Genomic DNA, 16912 nt, shown 5'->3' with positions numbered 1-16912 from the left:
CCAGTGACCGCGCGGCAGGTCGACAAGTTTGATTTTTCAGGCTGGCACGGTGTGCTTTTTGTAGGAGTGAGCCTGCTCGCGATAGCGGTGTGTCAGTCACATTAGTATTGGATGTAATGACGCTATCGCGAGCAGGCTCACTCCTACAGGGGGATTGTGTACGGCGTTATTTGAGATTGCCGCTGAGGAATTGCTTGAGGCGTTCGCTTTTCGGGTTGCCGAGCACTTCTTCGGGGGCGCCTTCTTCTTCCACCAGGCCTTGGTGCAGGAACAACACCTGGCTGGAGACTTTCCGGGCGAAACTCATCTCATGGGTCACCATGATCATCGTCCGGCCTTCTTCGGCGAGTCCCTGAATCACCTTCAACACTTCCCCCACCAGTTCCGGGTCGAGCGCCGAGGTCGGCTCATCAAACAACATCACCTCCGGCTCCATCGCCAACGCCCGGGCAATCGCCACGCGCTGTTGCTGCCCGCCGGAGAGAAACGCCGGATATTGATCCGCCACCCGCGCCGGCAAACCAACCTTGTCCAGATAACGCCGCGCACGATCATCGGCTTCCTGTTTGCTGCAACCCAACACCCGGCGCGGGGCCATGGTGATGTTTTCCAGCACGGTCATGTGGCTCCACAGGTTGAAATGCTGGAACACCATCGCCAACCGTGTGCGCAAACGTTGCAGTTCATCGGCGTCAGCGACGTGCATGCCGTGGCGGTCGGTGACCATGCGGATCGCCTGGCCATCGAGGCTCATGGCGCCGTCGTTGGGTTGTTCGAGAAAGTTGATGCAGCGCAAAAAGGTGCTTTTGCCCGAACCGCTGGCGCCGATCAGGCTGATCACGTCGCCGGTCTTGGCCTTGAGCGAAACACCTTTGAGCACCTGATGGTCGCCATAGCTTTTGTGCAGGCCTTCAACGGTCAGTTTGTACATGGGACAGACATCCTCAAGGCGAAAGTAGGTAGCCGCTGCGATAGGCTTCAGCGCCCGCGACGTGGGCGATGACCATGCCGGCGGTGGCCATGCGTCGCAGCGAGCGGGCGTACATCACGCCGGCGCTGGTGCAATGAATAGGGGTGATCCGGTCGTGGATCGGGTCGATGATTTCGGCGATCTGCTGTCCGGCCTCCAGCACTTGCCCGGCCGTGGCGGTGTACACCAGCAGGCCGCCGACTGGGGTGGTCACCGGTTCGACTCCCGCGAGAGGCGTGGCCGGGAACGGCAATGGCGGTTGCGGCTTGGTCTCGCCGACGATCGCATCGGACTGGATCAGATAATCGATCAGTGCCTGGCAGTCGCGACTGGCCAGCGGATGGGTGACGTCACCCTGGCCGCGCAACTCGACGGTCACCGAGAAACTGCCGAGCGGAATCTCGAAGTGTTCGCCGAAGCGCTCTTTCAATTGCCACCACAGCAGCGTGAAGCATTCGTCGAACGACTGACCGCCGGAGTCAGTGGCCAGCAGGCTCGCCTGGGCTTCGATATAGCGCGCCAGCGGTTCGACCTGCGACCACGCTTCGGGCGTGGTGTAGAGGTGAACCACCGATTCGAAATCGCAGTGCAAGTCGAGCACCATGTCCGCATCGCAAGCCAGCCGTTGCAAGGTCAGACGCTGGGATTGCAGTTGCGTGCTGGCGGTCTGGCGGGCGAGGGCGTTGCGCAGATGTGTGCGGATCAGTTCGAGGTTGTGCTGCGGATCGTCATTCAGCCTGCCTTCGATGGCGTTGCCAATTTCTTCGCTGAGATCGACGAACCAGCGGTTGAAGTTCTGCCCGCTCTCCAGTTCGTAGCGGCCCAGCGGTACGTCCATCAACACTTGTTCGAGGCCGACCGGGTTGGCCACCGGCACCAGCACGATTTGGCTGCGCAGGCGGCCGGCGGCTTCCAGCTCGGCCAGACGTTGCTTGAGGTGCCAGGCGACGAGCATGCCCGGCAGTTCATCCGCATGCAGCGAAGACTGGATGTAGACCTTGCCCTTGGCCTGCTCCGGGCCGAAGTGGAAGCTGTGGATCTGTCGTGCGGTCCCCGGCAGCGGGGCCAGCAAGTCATGGATCAGGTGGCGCATTTGCGAAGTTGTCCTAGTGAGTCGGGCCGAGGAAGGCCAGCCATCGGCGTTCGGCAAGGCGGAACAGGCCGACCAGCGCAAAGGTAATGGTCAGGTAGATCAGCGCGGCGATGCCGAACGACTGAAAGGTCAGGAAGGTCGCCGAGTTGGCGTCCCGCGCGACTTTCAGGATGTCGGGGATGGTCGCGGTGAAGGCCACGGTGGTCGAGTGCAGCATCAGGATCACTTCGTTGCTGTAATACGGCAACGATCGGCGCAGGGCCGAGGGCATGATCACGTAGGCATACAGCTTCCAGCCGGTTAGCCCGTAAGCCTTGGCGGCTTCGACTTCGCCGTGGTTCATGCTGCGGATCGCCCCGGCGAAAATCTCCGTGGTGTAGGCGCAGGTGTTGAGGGCGAAGGCGAGGATTGTGCAGTTCATCGCATCGCGAAAGAAACTGTCGAGCAATGGCTGCGCACGCACGGCGGCGAGGCTGTAGATCCCGGTGTAGCAGATCAGCAACTGGATATACAGCGGCGTGCCACGGAACAGGTAGGTGTAAAACTGCACCGGCCAGCGAATGTAGAAGTGCGGCGAAACCCGCGCAATCGATAACGGAATCGACACCAGGAAACCGATGAAGATCGAGGCGCTGAGCAGCCACAGCGTCATCGCCAGCCCGGTGATGTTCTGGCCGTCGGTATAAAGGAAGGCGCGCCAGTATTCCTGCAGAAGTTCGATCATCGTACGGCCTCCCGGGCACCGGCGGCGTAGCGGCGTTCGAGCCAGCGCAGGATGAAATTCGAGGCACTGGTGATCAGCAGATAGATCAACGCGGCGAGAACCAGGAAGTAGAACAGTTGATAAGTGCTTTTACCGGCGTCCTGCGCGGCTTTGACCAGATCGGCCAAACCGATGATCGACACCAGCGCGGTGGCCTTGAGCATCACCATCCAGTTGTTGCCGATACCCGGCAGGGCAAAGCGCATCATTTGCGGGAACACCACAAAGCGAAAGCGCTGACCGCGTTTGAGACCGTATGCGGTGGCGGCTTCAACCTGACCGCGCGGCACCGCGAGGATCGCGCCACGGAAGGTTTCGGTGAAATACGCGCCATAAATGAAGCCGAGGGTCAGCACCCCGGCGCTGAATGGGTCGATTTCGATGTATTCCCATTCCAGGTAATCGGTCAGGGACGTCAGCCAGGTTTGCAGGCTGTAGAAAATCAGCAGCATCAGCACCAGATCCGGCACCCCGCGAATCAGCGTGGTGTAGAGCTGGGCGGGCAGGCGCACCAGTTTGACTTTTGACAGCTTGGCACTGGCGCCGAGCAGGCCGAGCAACACGGCCACCAGCAGCGACAACGCCGATAATTTGATGGTCATCCAGGTGCCTTCCAACAGCAAAGGGCCAAAACCCTTGAGGCTGAAGGCTGCGAGCCCCAGATCTTGTAAGAGGTTTTCGAACATAAATCAGCAACCTGAGCGGATGGAAAAGGCGCCCATCGAGGATGGGCGCCGGGGCATTATTTGCCGCTGTACAGATTCAGATCGCCAAAGTGTTTCTTTTGAATCTCGGCGTATTTGCCATCATCGTGTAACGCTTTGATACCTTTATCTAAAAGCGCTTTCAGCTCAGTGTTACCTTTCTTAATACCGACAGCGGTTTTGGCTGGCAGCAATTCGCTGTCGACTGGCTTGCTGACGTCATAGTCGGCGCCCTGTGGCGACTTCAAAAAGCCCAGTTCGGCTTGCAGCATGTCCTGAATGCCCGCGTCGAGACGGCCGGAGGTCAGGTCGGAATACACCTGATCCTGGTTCTGATAGGCCTGGGTTTTCACGCCGGCCTTGTCCAGCACGGCTTTGGCGTAGGCTTCCTGAATGGTGCCCTGCTCGTAGCCGACGGTTTTGCCCTTGAGGGACGCTACGTCTGCGGTGATGCCGGAACCTTTCTTGAACACATAAGCGGTCGGGCCGGAGAACAGTTCGCTGGAGAAGTCGATGACTTTTTCGCGGGCCGGGGTCACGGTCATCGACGAGATCACACCGTCGAATTTGTTGGCCTTGAGGCCCGGAATCATGCCGTCGAAGTCACTTTCGACCCACTTGCACTTGACCTTCAGTTCGGCGCAGATCGCGTTGCCCAGGTCGATGTCGAAGCCCACCAGGCTGCCGTCGGCCGCTTTCGACTCAAACGGTGCGTACGAAGGGTCAACGCCAAAGCGCAGCTCTTTGTATTCCTTGGCCAGCGCGGAGCCAGCGGCCATGCACAACGCCAGTGCAGAAAGGGTCAGCAATGCTTTTTTCATTATTCAATCCCTAAGAACCAATATGAGCGCTTGTGGCGCAGAATTATTGTTACTGGAACGCGTACGACCTATAGAAAGTAGCAATTTCCGAACCAGAGTCCCGAACAAGTGTTTTAAAAGGTGAGGAGAGCTACAAGATCAATGGATGAGTGCACGAAAAGGGGCGCGGCAGAAAGCGTGCACTGATTTGTGGCTTATCGGGGACAGGCAAGCAGATCGCTGATCGTTCCCACGCTCTGCGTGGTAATGCAGCCCGGGACGCTCCGCGTTCCCTCCAAGGCCGAACGCGGAGCGTCCGTTGAGGCATTCCCACGCGGAGCGTGGGAACGATCAATGTCCCGGGAAACGGGGTCAGGCGAGCAGATCCTGCAATGTGGCAAGGCTGTCCGCCTCATCCACGGTTTTGTCCTGCCGCCAGCGCAGCATCCGGGGAAAACGCACCGCGATCCCGCTTTTGTGCCGCCGTGAGAGGGCGATGCCTTCGAAACCCAGCTCAAACACCAGACTCGGCTTCACACTGCTCACCGGGCCGAATTTTTCCACGGTGGTCTTGCGCACAATGCTGTCGACCTGGCGCATCTCTTCATCTGTCAGCCCCGAATACGCCTTGGCGAACGGCACCAGCGCGCGCTGACTCGAATCGGGCGGGCCGTCCCACACGGCAAAGGTGTAATCGCTGTACAGGCTGGCCCGCCGACCGTGGCCGCGCTGCGCGTAAATCAGCACCGCGTCGACGCTGAACGGATCGACTTTCCACTTCCACCACACGCCCATGTCCTTGGTGCGGCCAACCCCGTACAGCGAATCCCGCGCCTTGAGCATCATCCCTTCAACGCCCAGCCGCCGCGAGGACTCGCGCTGACGGGCGAGGTCGAACCAGTCGCTGCCGGTCAGCACCGGTGAGGCCAGCAGCACCGGGCTGTTACAGCGGGCGATGACTTCTTCCAGTTGCGCGCGGCGTTTGGCTTGCGGCTGGTTGCGCCAGTCTTCGCCCTGCCATTCGAGCAAGTCGTAGGCCAGCACGACAACGGGCACCTCTTCGAGGATTTTCTTGTCGAGGGTCTTGCGACCGATACGTTGTTGCAGCAGGGCGAAGGGCTGCACGGCCGGCGGTTCGGTCGATTGCGGATCGAAGGCGTCTTCAGTGCTCGGATGGTTGCTTTTCCACACGACGATTTCGCCGTCGATCACCGTGCCGTCGGGTAAGCCGTGTACCAGCACATCCAGTTCGGGAAAACGCTCGGTCACCAGTTCTTCGCCACGCGACCAGATCCACAGCCGGCCTTCACGCTTGACCACTTGCGCGCGGATGCCATCCCATTTCCATTCAATCTGCCAGTCGCTGGCCGGGCCGATCAGCGTTTCGAATTCTTCCACCGGTTGCGACAATGCGTGGGCGAGGAAAAACGGGTAGGGCTGACCGCCACGCTGGGCATGTTCATCGCTGGATTCAGGGGCAATCAGTTTCAAGTAACTGGCCGCGCTCGGCCGGTTCGACAGGTCGGTGTAACCGACCAAGCGCTGCGCCACGCGTTTGCTGTCCAGCCCGGCCATCGATGCCAGAGCCCGGGTGACCAGCAGTTTCGATACGCCGACGCGGAAACTGCCGGTGATCAATTTGATGCACAGCATCAGGCTCGATCGATCCAGTTGCGCCCACAGTGCGGGCAGTTGTCGGCTGAGGTATTCCGGAGTTTCACCGCGTAGCGGCAGGAGTTTGTCTTCGATCCACTCGGCGAGGCCGGCGTCGGAACTGTGCGGGTTTTCCGCGAGCACCAGCGAAATGGTTTCCGCCAGGTCACCGACCGCTTGATAGCTTTCTTCGAAAAGCCACGGTTCCAGGCCGGAAATCTCGACAGCCAGTTCGCGCAGGATTCTCACCGGCACCAGTTGGCGGGGCCGGCCACCGGACAGAAAGTACACCGCCCACGCGGCGTCATGCGGTTCGGCCTGAGCGAAGTAAGCCTGCATCGCCGCCAGTTTGGCGTTGCTTGACGTGGTTGCGTCGAGTTCGGCGTACAACTCGGCGAATGCTTTCATGCTGGCATCTCGGCGATGGTCGGTTGGGCAGCGATGTTTTCTTCTTCGTCATCGCCGTATTCGGTGTTGAAACCCTGGGCATCCAGACCCTGTTCGCGCAGATGCCGCACGAGCACACCGATCGAACCGTGGGTGACCATCACCCGCTCTGCGCCGGTTTGCTCAATGGCCCAGAGCAGGCCGGGCCAGTCGGCGTGATCGGAAAGCACGAAACCACGATCGACGCCACGCCGCCGCCGCGTGCCGCGCAAACGCATCCAGCCGCTGGCAAACGCATCGCTGAACTCGCCGAAGCGGCGCATCCAGGTGCTGCCTCCGGCTGAAGGCGGGGCGATGACCAGGGCCTGGCGCATGATCGGGTCGCTTTTCTTCACGTCTCCGGCGTAGATCGTCGGCGGCAGGTACACGCCAGCCTCGCGATAGACCCGGTTCAGCGGCTCGACCGCGCCGTGGCTGAGGATCGGGCCGAGGTTTTCGTCGATGCCGTGGAGAATTCGCTGGGCTTTGCCAAACGAGTAACAGAACAACACGCTGGCCTTGCCGGCCGCGATGTTGGCGGCCCACCACTGATTGATCTCGCTGAACACCTGCGCCTGTGGCTGCCAGCGGTAGATCGGCAGGCCGAAGGTCGATTCGGTGATGAAGGTGTGGCAGCGCACCGGTTCGAACGGGGCGCAGGTGCCATCCGGTTCGATCTTGTAATCGCCGGACGCCACCCAGACTTCGCCACCGTATTCCAGACGTACTTGCGCCGAGCCGAGTACGTGGCCGGCGGGGTGAAAACTCAAGGTGACACCGTGGTGCGTCAGGCGCTGGCCATAGGCGAGGGTTTGCAGGTTGATGTCCTGCCCCAGTCGCGCGCGCAAAATCCCTTCGCTGGCGCTGCTGGCGAGGTAATGCTGGTTGCCGGTGCGGGCGTGATCGCCGTGGGCATGGGTAATGACCGAGCGCTCGACGGGGCGCCACGGGTCAATGTAGAAATCTCCCGCAGGGCAATAAAGGCCTTCGGGGCGGGCGATAACAAGGTCCATGTCATTACCAGAATGGAGGGCTTGTTAGCTATGAGGTTGGCGCGTGTCCGGAAGTTCTATCGACTTTGAAGGGCGACCCTCACCCCAGCCCTCTCCCGGAGGGAGAGGGGGCCGACCGCGGTGTCTGGCGAGTGACATCGACCTGAAAAACCGAGTCGAGCACAGATTCTGGACCAGATCAAAAGCCCCTCACCCCAGCCCTCTCCCGGAGGGAGAGGGGGCTGACCGAGGTGTCTGGCGAGTGACATCGACCTGAAAAACCGAGTCGAGCACAGATTCTGGACCAGATCAAAAGCCCCTCACCCCAGCCCTCTCCCAGAGGGAGAGGGAGCTGACCGAGGTGTCTGGCCAGCTACATCAACCTGAAAGACCGGGTCGATTACGGATTCGGCAAGGCACGAACCGAGTTGATTCTGGATTCGGCAGTGCCCGTTCAGGTCGGCGTATGACTCAAGCATCCCCCAATCAGTCCCCTCTCCCTTCGGGAGAGGGTTAGGGTGAGGGGCTTTTGACCTTTGCCTTATTTGCCGGGAGTAAGGGTCAGGCGGGTTTTGCCATACACCCGATCAAAGTTCTGCGGCTGCATCGGCAAACCGATGTACTGCCCCTTCAGCCACGCATCAATGCCATTGAGGTAATTCGGGCTGACCGGATTCCCCGATTGCCCCGTACCGTTCTGCCCCATCAACGGTTCAGCCTGACCGAAGTCGACAATGAAACGCATCGACGGCGCACGCGTGGTGGTGAAATCCTGACCCCAGGCAAACGCCGAAGTGTTCAACGTCGTGTGATCGCCCCCCGCCGCCAGCGGCCCGCGCACGATCTGACCATTGCTGTTCTTCCAGGCATAGCTGTGCAACTTGCCCCACTGCCAGGTACGTCGATCGCCGCCCAACAGACTGTCGCCAGCGCTGATCGCTGCGGCGAAGCTGCGGGCGAGAATCACCGCTTTGTCCTCTTTCTGCGGCGTGCGGATGTCATCCCAGAACGGACTGTCTTCACGCCCCAACAGATGATCGGCCTGCGCCGCGTAAGACAAATCACCATTGGCAATAAACGCCTTCCACGCCGGGCTCGATTCCGGGCCGAGTTCGTCGAGGAAGATCTGCTTCATGCTTTCCTGCAGGAACAACTCATAGATCGCCGCATCCGCCGAAGTCGCGCTGAGCTTGCCGTCAAACGCCATCAACCGCGTGAACGCCTCGCGTGCTTTGCTGCGATCCGCTTCCGGCAGGGCATCGATCGCCTGTTTCAGCGGTTGTTTCATGCCCGGCGCTTCGAAGACTTTCTTCAACTTGGCGGCGAAGGTGGTGGTCTGGTCGTACTGCATGGCGATCACGCTGCGGCTGTCGTGCTTGCCGCTGCCAGCCAGTTCCGCCAGACGTTCGCCACGCTCCGGCGCCGCCCACGAGTTCGACAACTGCATGCCGTAACCGTGAGGAATCACCCGCTGGTTGGCGGTGCCGAGCCAGCCTTGCGCCGGGTCCTGATCGTACGGGTGCAGCATCGGGTCGGCGTAACCGTCCCAGTCGTAACGACCTTCCCAGCCCGGCGATGGCAGCAAACCTTCACCTTCGCGGCGATTCGGGAAGCGCCCGGTGACCTGCCAGCCGATGTTGCTTGCATCGGCGAACACCAGATTCAGGGCGATGGCGCGAATTTCACGGCTGGCATCCGAGGCACGTTCAACCGTTTGCGCACGGGTCAGATCAAAAAACGCATCCAGCGATTTGTCGTCGGTGAAGCTCGGCGTCTGCAAGGCCAGACCGTAGCCGTTGCCCTGCGCCGCTGCCTGAGCACTGTTGAGCAGCGCGCCGTGACGGGTTTCGTACACCACTTCACGAATCGGCCGCTGGCCTTTGACGAAGTAGGTTTCGTTGCGCACGCCCAGCGGCTGCCATTTGCCGTTGACCTCGTAGGTCAGGCTGTTGCCCTGGCGACGGATTTTTTCCAGGAACAGATCCTGGTTGTCGCCGAGCACGCTGGTCATGCTCCACGCCACTTTGCCGTTGAAACCACCGAGGACCAGCGGCAAACCGGCCACGGTAACGCCGGCGGCTTGATATTTCGGTGCGCGAATCTGCACGAAGCTCCACAGCGACGGCGCGGCTAGCGGCCCATGGGCGTCGCTGGCCAGCAGGCTCTTGCCGCTGCGGCTGCGTTGTGGGGCGATCGCCCAGTTGTTCGACGACGTGGTGCCGAGCAGGTTCAGCGCCGACAGTTGCTGGCTGGCGTTGCTCAGCTCGGTCAGCCCCGGGATCTGCCCGTTGAGCTTGAGGCCTTGCAGCTTGTCGGCCTCGGCCAGTGGCAGGTTTTCGTCGGGTGCGGACGGCGTCAGCCAGGCGAGTTTGTCGCTGGTCACGGTTTGTGCGAGCACCAGCGAGGATATTTCTTCCGGCAGGTTGGCCGACTGGCTGAAGTTCAGCAGGGCGAAAATCAGCGCCGAATCTTCCGGTTTCCAGTATTCAGGCTTGTAGCCGCTGGAGGCGAGATCGCCCGGCAACTTGTCGGCGTAGCGGAACAGGTAGGCGTTGACGCCCCGCGCATAGACTTCGAAGAAGCGCTTGAGGCGTGGCGACGAGGCTTTATACAGCTCGCCGGCGCTTTTCTTCAGATTGACCGCGCGCATGTAGCGGTCGGCATCGAGCATCGATGCGCCGGACATTTCTGCCAGACGGCCCTGAGCGAGCAGGCGCAGGGTGACCATCTGGTTGATGCGGTCGCTGGCATGGATGTAGCCGAGACTGAACAGCGCGTCGTGGAAGGTGTTGCTCTCGATCAACGGCATGCCCATGGCATTGCGGCGTACCGATACGTTCTGCGCCAGGCCCTTGAGCGGTTGCACGCCGGAAGTTGGCGGGAGGGTGTCCTGGGCGTTCCAGGTCTGGCAACCGGACAGGCCCAAAACACCGGCCACTGCTGCGGCAACGCCGAACCGGGGAAGAAAATGAGTAAGGGCTGGCGAGGCCATGGCAAAGCTCCTGCGGGGGGTAGCGTCAGTAAAGGCGCTACGTTAGTGAGCGGGAGGTGGCCGCGCAAGCGGGGCGAGCGCTTATTTCTTCCCGCTGATCGACCTGTGCGCATTGGATATGCCTTGCGTGGTTGGAGGGGGGGATGCTGAACTGCGCAAAACTCAATGACCCCCGTATCGAGAAAAACCGCCATGGAGCTTCAGGCCAACGCTGCACTGATCGTCATCGACCAGCAAAAAGGCATCCTGCAGCCGCGTTTGGGTCGAAGGAATAATCCTCAGGCTGAACAGCGAATCCTTGAGCTGCTGGGGTTATGGCGGCGTACTGCAAGGCCGGTGATTCATGTACAGCACCTGTCGCGCGAGCCGGGTTCGGTGTTTTGGCCTGAGCAGGAAGGGGTGGAGTTTCAGGAGCGATTTTTGCCACAGGATGGCGAGTGGCTGATTCAGAAACAGGTGCCGGATGCGTTTTGTGCCACCGGCCTGGAGACGCGCTTGCGTCAGTCGGCAATCGGGCAGTTGGTCATCGTCGGTGTGGCGACCAACAACTCGGTGGAGTCGACAGCGCGCACGGCGGGCAATCTGGGGTTTGATGCGTGGGTGGCGGAGGATGCGTGCTTCACCTTCGACAAGGCCGACTATTTCGGCACCTTGCGCACAGCTGAAGAGGTGCACGGGATGTCGCTGGGGAATTTGCACGGCGAGTATGCGACGGTGGTCAGTGCTGTACAGATTCTGGTGGCTAGCTGAAAAACTTCGCCGTATGTGCCGGCCCCTTCGCGAGCAGGCTCGCTCCCACAATGGACCACATTCCAACTGAAGAAACCCGGTCAATTGTAGGAGTGAGCCTGCTCGCGATAGCGGTCTGTCAGGCGACAACGATGTTGAATGTGCCGGCCCCTTCGCGACCAGGCTCGCTCCCACAATGGACCACATTCCAACTGAACAAACCCGGTCAATTGTAGGAGTGAGCCTGCTCGCGATAGCGGTCTGTCAGGCGACAACGATGTTGAATGTGGCGGCCTCATCGCGAGCAGGCTCACTCCTACAGGAAATGCATTCCAACTGGAGGAACTCGATTGACTGTGGGAGCGAGCCTGCTCGCGAAAGCGCTCTGTCAGGCGAAACGACTGTCCGCTTCGGGCGTCAAGCGCCGTGGCACTTCTTGAATTTCTTGCCGTTGCCGCATGGGCAAGGGTCGTTGCGGCCGACGTCTTTCAGGGCGTTGCGCACCGGTTCCTGGTGGGCGTGGCCGCAGTTCGGGCCGTGCACATGGCCGTGGTCATGGTCGTGATGATGGTCATGATCGTGGTTGCAGTCAGGGCCATGGACATGAGGTTGCTGGGTCATCGGTGTTGCTCCGGAATTAAATCGGCGGGGATTATCACGCCATTGCGCTCAAGGTGCACGTAGTGGGCGATGAATAAACCGGTTTCCATCTCGCCCTGCAAACGATAGGGGATCTGCTGATTCGGATTTTTCAGCATTTTCACCACGTCTTTTACCCGAGGCCACAGGTTGGTGCGGATCGGCACTTTGAAGTACGCACTGCGTTTCGGCCCGACGGTGAACCAGTGTTCATGCTCGCCTTCGGCCAGCAGCATATCGGCCAGATGAATGCGGTATTCGAGGCCCCGCACGGTCAGATCGCTGTCGTTGGGGTTGTCGATGCGAAAGTGCAGGATGAATTTCTGTTCGAGCAGCTTGGCGCGCACCACTTCAACTTTTACCAGGTGCACGGCGGGGTCGACGCTGTCATCGCTGAACCACGACGCGCAACCGCCGAGATTGAGCATCAGCATCAGAATGAAGCATTGGCAGGTGCGCCGACGACCGAGCATGGTTTAACTCCCTTTGGTGCCAGTCTAGACGCTAAAAGATCGCAGCCTTCGGCAGCTCCTACAGGGGAAGCGCAAATCCTGTGTAGGAGCTGCCGCAGGCTGCGATCTTTTGATCTTACGCGCCGAAATACCCCGCGCAGCATTTCTTGAATTTCTGCCCGCTCGCGCACGGGCAACTGTCGTTGCGCCCCAGCTTCAACTGCACCGTCGGGTCAATGAAGTACCAGCGCCCGGCGTTCTGCACGAACGATGAGCGCTCGCGATGGCTGTGTTCACCCTGATCATCGTGCCAGCGCGCGGTGAAAGTGACGAAGGCGTGTTCCGGCTGACCGCCGAAGACTTCCGAGCTTTCTACCTCAAGGCCAAGCCAGGTGCTCTGCGCACTCCAGTCGCTGATCGACTGACGATTCAGTCCCGTTTGCTGAGCCGGCAGGGTCGTCGTCACCAGATAATCGATCAACCCCAGCACATAGGCGCTGTAGCGCGAACGCATCAACGCTTCGGCGCATGGCGCCGGATGGCCGTCGTGATAATGACCGCAGCAGGCATCCAGCAGATTGCCGCTGCCGCAAGGGCAAATGACTGTACTCATTGCATTACCACCAGTATTTCCCGAAGTTTTCCGGATTGGCCCAGAACCGCGAGTTGAGCCAGTCGGGGACTTGTTTGTAGTCAAGCAGATCGTAGGTGAACAGGGTCAGCACTTGATCGTCGCGCTGGAAGCGTTCACTGGCTTGCAGTGCCAACGAATAGAAATCGGTTTCCTGCCAGCCGCTGGCCGCCAGGTCTGACAGCACAGCGATGCGGCTGGCGTTGAGATTGCGAATTCCGCCCAACAGGTTCAGGCCGTCGCGCTTGGGCAAATGTTCCAGACAATCGACCACCAGCGCCAGATCGAAACGCTGTGCAGCGAGTTCAGCAGGCAGTGCGCCCGGTGCTGCATGCGCGACGGCGGTGTCCGGATGCGCCTCTTTAAAGGCACTCAATGCCGGAAACTCGCTGGCGCCGATCAGCAGTAAGCGTGCTGGGGCATAACGATCCAGTAAAGCGGCCAACGCCTGTTGCGGCGTGCGGGAAGAAATGGCGACGTTCATCAAAGCTCCTCAATCAGACCGCCAAGACTAGCCTGCCTGAAGGTGGCGGCAAAGAGACCTGTTTCGCCCGTTTGCGGCAAAAGCGCCAAAGTCCTGTGAACACGGTCGCAAACAGGCATGGCCTATTGCTGGCGGAGATTAAAACTCCGGTCTTTACTCCCTGAATCGGTTTTAAGCCGATCCCTCAGGAGAAAACCAGATGAGCATAGTTCGGACAGCATTACCTTTGATTCTGCTAACCAGTGTGTTGACTGGTTGCGCAGGTTTGCAGAAAACCGACTGGCCGACCTGTGCGGCGGTCGGTGGTGTCGTCGGTGCCGGCCTCGGCGCAACCGAGAGTTCGGCGTGGGCCGGCTACGGTGCGTTGCTGATCGGTGGCACGGCAGCGGCCTATTGCTGGGTTCACGGCGATGGCGACGAAGACGGCGATGGCGTGCCGGACAGTCGCGACAAGTGCCCGGGCACGCCTAAAGGCGTACAGGTCGATGCTGACGGTTGCCCTCCACCAGCGCCTGCACCCGTGGTCGAAGAAGCTGTAGTGGTCAAGGAAGAAACCATTGTTATCCGTGATGTGCACTTCCAGTTCGACAAAGCCACGCTGACCGGCCCTGACAAGCAAGTGCTCGACAAGGTCGCCACCCGCCTGAAACAGGAATCCTCGACGGCGCAACTGACCGTGACCGGTCACACCGACAGCGTGGGCAGCGATGCCTACAACAAAAAACTGTCGGATCGTCGCGCGCACTCGGTGGTGGATTACCTGATTCAACAAGGTGTGCCTCGCGCCAGCTTCGTTTCGGTGTCCGGTCTGGGTGAAAGCCAGCCTGTTGCCGACAACAAAACCGCTGACGGCCGCGCGCAAAACCGTCGTACCGAAATCAAAATCCAGCGTTAAGCCCCTCTCGCATCCGCGGCTTGTGCAGTCGCGGATGCGGGTCTTTACTCCTGTGTAACCGGTATGGGCCGGTGACACAGGAGCTTTCACAATGACTGTTTTCTCAAGGTCCGTCTTGCCGGTGCTGCTGCTAGGCAGTTTGCTCACCGGTTGCGCCACGCACAGCGATGGCACTGCACCCCTCAATCAACGTACGTGGCCGATCTGCAGCGTTATCGGCGGACTGGTCGGTGGCGGCCTCGGCGCTATCGAAAGCGCTGGCTGGGCCGGCGGCGGCGCAGCGCTGGGGATTCTTACCGGCGGACTGATCTGTTATGCCCAGGACGGCGATGAAGACAGCGACGGTGTGTTCGACCGCCGCGACCGTTGCCCGGACACTCCGGAAAATACCCCGGTCGATCACCGTGGTTGCCCGCTGCCGCAGTATCCGGTCACGGAAAAAGTGCCGGAGCCTGTACCGCAAACCGAGGTCATCACCCTTAGCGATGCCGGCAACGTGCTGTTCGACTTCGACAAGTCCGATCTCACGCCGGCGGCGAAAGCCCAGCTCGATACGCTGATGGACAAACTGCGCAATGCTGACGTGGTGAGCATCAAGGTCATCGGTCACACCGACAGCAAAGGGTCGGATGCCTACAACCAGGCATTGTCGGAACGGCGTGCGAGCAGTGTCGCCGCTTATCTGCTGAGCCAAGGCCTGGCGCCGGACAAACTCACCAGTGAAGGGCGCGGTGAAAGCGAGCCGGTTGCCGATAACGCCAGCGATGAGGGGCGCGCGCAGAACCGTCGTGTGGAGTTGCACATCAATCGATAGGACGCGTCTGTAGGGCGCAGGCTAGAGCTGCCGGGCGATAATCAAAGTCGTTCCGGCAGCCATTTGACGGCGCGGCAAAGTTTTTTCATTTGTGCCTCTGGCTTATCCCCCGCAGAAGCCGTTACTGTGCGCCCAAAGAATAATTCGCAACACGGGGGAGCGTATGAAAGTGTTCTGGGGGCTGGGGCGGTTGTTGACCCTGCTGTTCTGCTGCGTGGTGCTGGCCAATCAGTTGGTGCCGTTCGTACATCCGCTGCATCTGCTGGTCAATCTGGCCGGCGGTCTGTTGTTGCTGATCCATGTGTTCGAAGTGCTGCTGTGCAATCGCAGCCTCAAGGGGCGTGAGCACCCTTGGCGTGACCGTGGTCGCATCCTGTTGTTTGGCGTTTTTTACCTGCAAACCATCCCGGCCCCGGCCGCTCCGGAGGCTTCTTCCCATGCGTAAACTCTGCTTGCTCGCTGCATTCATCAGCCCATTGGCCTGTGCCCAGGTGGTCAGTGTCGAAACCAATTCGCTGATGCGTTTGCCCAATACCACCAGCACCTTGCAGCTCGAGCGTCTGGATGTCGCGGATTACGGCACCTTGCTGATTCCGGCCAACGTGACCGAATTGACCGTGGGCGAATTGCGTCTTGGCCATGAAGCGCGCATTGCGATCGTTCCGGCTGAACAGGCGCTGGAATTGAAAGTGGCCCGCGCCGAACTGAGCGAAGGCAGCCAGATCACCGCGCGCGGGGCGCCGGGGACTTATGAAAAAGCCGCCCGTGCGGGGCGCAATCTGAATCTGCAATTCAAGGCGTTGAACGCGCCGCAACTGTTGGTCGATGCCCGTGGCGGCACCGGCGCACCGGGTTTTGTCGGCCTCGATGGTGGTAATGGTGAAGATCCGGGCTGCACCTATGGCGCGGCTGGGCACGGTTTTGATGGCAGTAACGGCAGTGACGGTCAACCGGGAGCACCGGGTGCGCTGGTGCGTCTTGAAGTGCCTCGCGAGTTTCCGGCTGAGCTGATCAAGGTCAATGTGGCGGGTGGCAACGGTGGCCCGGCGGGTGTTGGCGGTAAAGCAGGGAAGGGCGGCAAGTCCAAGGGCTGCCTGGTGTATCGCGCCGATGGCGGCAAGAACGGTAAGGCCGGGGCTGATGGACAGCCTGGGCCGGTGGGGGCGGCGGGGGCTGTGACTGTGCAGCGTCTCTGAAAGTTTTACCCTCACCCCAGCCCTCTCCCGGAGGGAGAGGGGGCCGACCGAGATGTCTGGCGTTATACATCGACCTGAAATTACGAGTCGATTATGGATTCAAAGCCGGTCTTTCAAGTCGGCGTATCCCTCAAATATCCCCCATTCAGTCCCCTCTCCCCCCGGGAGAGGGCTAGGGTGAGGGGCTTTTGATTTTCAGATAATAGGTCTTGCCGCCGCAATCGCCACCAGCACCAGCCCGACAATCAGATTAAGCCCCACCACCCGGCGAATCCGCCCCAACACCGCTGCACCCGTCGGCCAGTCCTTCGCTTCCACCGCTTTACGCAATTCCGGCAGCATCAAGCCCTGAATGCGGATAAACAGCGCGGTCATCACCACATACAAGCCCATCATCACCTGCACATATTTCGGCGCGGTCTCAAAGCCGACCTGCTGCAAATGCAACATGCCCACGCCGCTGATCGGCAACAGGATCACCGCAACCCAGACCCAACGGAAAAAACCTTGAAACACTTCCACCCACAAGGTCAGTCGGGCAGGGCCGTCCAGGGCCTTCACAGCCGCCGGGCGCAGGACCATCCAGGCGAAAAACATGCCGCCGACCCAGACCAGGGCGGACAGGACATGCAGGGGATAAACGAGGCTAAAAGGTGTCATTGGGGTACTCCGTTCTGCG

The 16912-nt window shown here is 60.4% G+C and carries 18 protein-coding genes; 5 read left to right on the top strand and 13 right to left on the bottom strand.

Features of this window, described 5'->3' with window-relative positions; all coding sequences use genetic code 11:
- Window positions 1-166: 166 nt before the first annotated feature.
- The 8 genes from CKW17_RS06405 to CKW17_RS06370 all read right to left on the bottom strand — a co-directional run bounded on the left by CKW17_RS06405 (window position 167) and on the right by CKW17_RS06370 (window position 10393).
- Window positions 167-931, bottom strand: coding sequence for an ABC transporter ATP-binding protein (locus CKW17_RS06405; protein ID WP_007918612.1), 765 nt, complete (start codon window positions 929-931; stop codon window positions 167-169).
- 13 nt (window positions 932-944) lie between these two features.
- Entirely contained in the window at window positions 945-2063 is a 1119-nt protein-coding gene (locus CKW17_RS06400; protein WP_095119218.1) for a succinylglutamate desuccinylase/aspartoacylase family protein, read from the bottom strand.
- A gap of 13 nt (window positions 2064-2076) precedes the next feature.
- On the bottom strand, window positions 2077-2787 hold the full coding sequence (locus tag CKW17_RS06395) for an ABC transporter permease (protein ID WP_016986412.1): 711 nt from the start codon (window positions 2785-2787) through the stop codon (window positions 2077-2079).
- Window positions 2784-3512, bottom strand: coding sequence for an ABC transporter permease (locus CKW17_RS06390; protein ID WP_095119217.1), 729 nt, complete (start codon window positions 3510-3512; stop codon window positions 2784-2786). The genes CKW17_RS06395 and CKW17_RS06390 overlap by 4 nt, the downstream gene beginning before the upstream one ends.
- Window positions 3513-3568: 56 nt before the next feature.
- Complete coding sequence (locus CKW17_RS06385; protein WP_007918608.1) at window positions 3569-4351, bottom strand: transporter substrate-binding domain-containing protein; 783 nt, start codon at window positions 4349-4351, stop codon at window positions 3569-3571.
- A gap of 351 nt (window positions 4352-4702) precedes the next feature.
- Window positions 4703-6391, bottom strand: a complete 1689-nt coding sequence (locus CKW17_RS06380) for an ATP-dependent DNA ligase (protein ID WP_095119216.1) — start codon at window positions 6389-6391, stop codon at window positions 4703-4705.
- A complete protein-coding gene (locus tag CKW17_RS06375) occupies window positions 6388-7422 on the bottom strand; it encodes a ligase-associated DNA damage response exonuclease (RefSeq protein WP_095119215.1) in 1035 nt (344 codons plus the stop codon). Before CKW17_RS06375 ends, CKW17_RS06380 begins: the two co-directional genes overlap by 4 nt.
- 520 nt (window positions 7423-7942) lie before the next feature.
- Window positions 7943-10393 (bottom strand): penicillin acylase family protein, encoded by a 2451-nt coding sequence (locus CKW17_RS06370; protein ID WP_095119214.1) that lies wholly within the window; start codon window positions 10391-10393, stop codon window positions 7943-7945.
- 192 nt (window positions 10394-10585) lie between these two features.
- On the opposite strand from CKW17_RS06370, the gene CKW17_RS06365 reads away from it, so the two are divergent.
- On the top strand, window positions 10586-11143 hold the full coding sequence (locus tag CKW17_RS06365) for a cysteine hydrolase family protein (RefSeq protein ID WP_095119213.1): 558 nt from the start codon (window positions 10586-10588) through the stop codon (window positions 11141-11143).
- Window positions 11144-11539: 396 nt separating this feature from the next.
- On the opposite strand, the gene CKW17_RS06360 is transcribed toward CKW17_RS06365, so the two are convergent.
- From CKW17_RS06360 to CKW17_RS06345, 4 genes are all read right to left on the bottom strand, one after another.
- Window positions 11540-11743 (bottom strand): SEC-C metal-binding domain-containing protein, encoded by a 204-nt coding sequence (locus tag CKW17_RS06360; protein WP_003198420.1) that lies wholly within the window; start codon window positions 11741-11743, stop codon window positions 11540-11542.
- Window positions 11740-12234: an LEA type 2 family protein gene (locus CKW17_RS06355; protein ID WP_095119212.1), complete on the bottom strand. Its 495-nt coding sequence runs from the start codon at window positions 12232-12234 to the stop codon at window positions 11740-11742. Before CKW17_RS06355 ends, CKW17_RS06360 begins: the two co-directional genes overlap by 4 nt.
- Before the next feature lie 115 nt (window positions 12235-12349).
- Entirely contained in the window at window positions 12350-12826 is a 477-nt protein-coding gene (locus CKW17_RS06350; RefSeq protein WP_095119211.1) for a YchJ family protein, read from the bottom strand.
- 4 nt (window positions 12827-12830) lie between these two features.
- Window positions 12831-13328 (bottom strand): DUF6231 family protein, encoded by a 498-nt coding sequence (locus tag CKW17_RS06345; RefSeq protein WP_095119210.1) that lies wholly within the window; start codon window positions 13326-13328, stop codon window positions 12831-12833.
- 199 nt (window positions 13329-13527) lie between these two features.
- On the opposite strand from CKW17_RS06345, the gene CKW17_RS06340 reads away from it, so the two are divergent.
- The 4 genes from CKW17_RS06340 to CKW17_RS06325 all read left to right on the top strand — a co-directional run bounded on the left by CKW17_RS06340 (window position 13528) and on the right by CKW17_RS06325 (window position 16233).
- Entirely contained in the window at window positions 13528-14223 is a 696-nt protein-coding gene (locus CKW17_RS06340; protein WP_095119209.1) for an OmpA family protein, read from the top strand.
- 91 nt (window positions 14224-14314) lie between these two features.
- Window positions 14315-15037 (top strand): OmpA family protein, encoded by a 723-nt coding sequence (locus CKW17_RS06335; protein WP_095119208.1) that lies wholly within the window; start codon window positions 14315-14317, stop codon window positions 15035-15037.
- A gap of 163 nt (window positions 15038-15200) precedes the next feature.
- The gene (locus tag CKW17_RS06330) at window positions 15201-15482 is read left to right on the top strand and encodes a DUF1145 domain-containing protein (RefSeq protein ID WP_095119207.1); all 282 of its coding nucleotides are present in this window, start codon (window positions 15201-15203) and stop codon (window positions 15480-15482) included.
- A complete protein-coding gene (locus CKW17_RS06325; protein ID WP_095119206.1) occupies window positions 15475-16233 on the top strand; it encodes a hypothetical protein in 759 nt (252 codons plus the stop codon). Before CKW17_RS06330 ends, CKW17_RS06325 begins: the two co-directional genes overlap by 8 nt.
- 195 nt (window positions 16234-16428) lie before the next feature.
- Here the strand turns inward: CKW17_RS06325 and CKW17_RS06320 are convergent, their stop codons facing one another.
- Entirely contained in the window at window positions 16429-16893 is a 465-nt protein-coding gene (locus CKW17_RS06320) for a DUF2269 family protein (RefSeq protein ID WP_095119205.1), read from the bottom strand.
- Window positions 16894-16912 lie beyond the last annotated feature (19 nt).

The organism is Pseudomonas sp. Irchel s3f10 (genome assembly GCF_900187515.1).
Classification (GTDB): domain Bacteria; phylum Pseudomonadota; class Gammaproteobacteria; order Pseudomonadales; family Pseudomonadaceae; genus Aquipseudomonas; species Aquipseudomonas tensinigenes.
The sequence above is the reverse complement of the archived record's forward strand: the minus strand, read 5'-3'. Positions and strand labels throughout refer to the sequence as shown.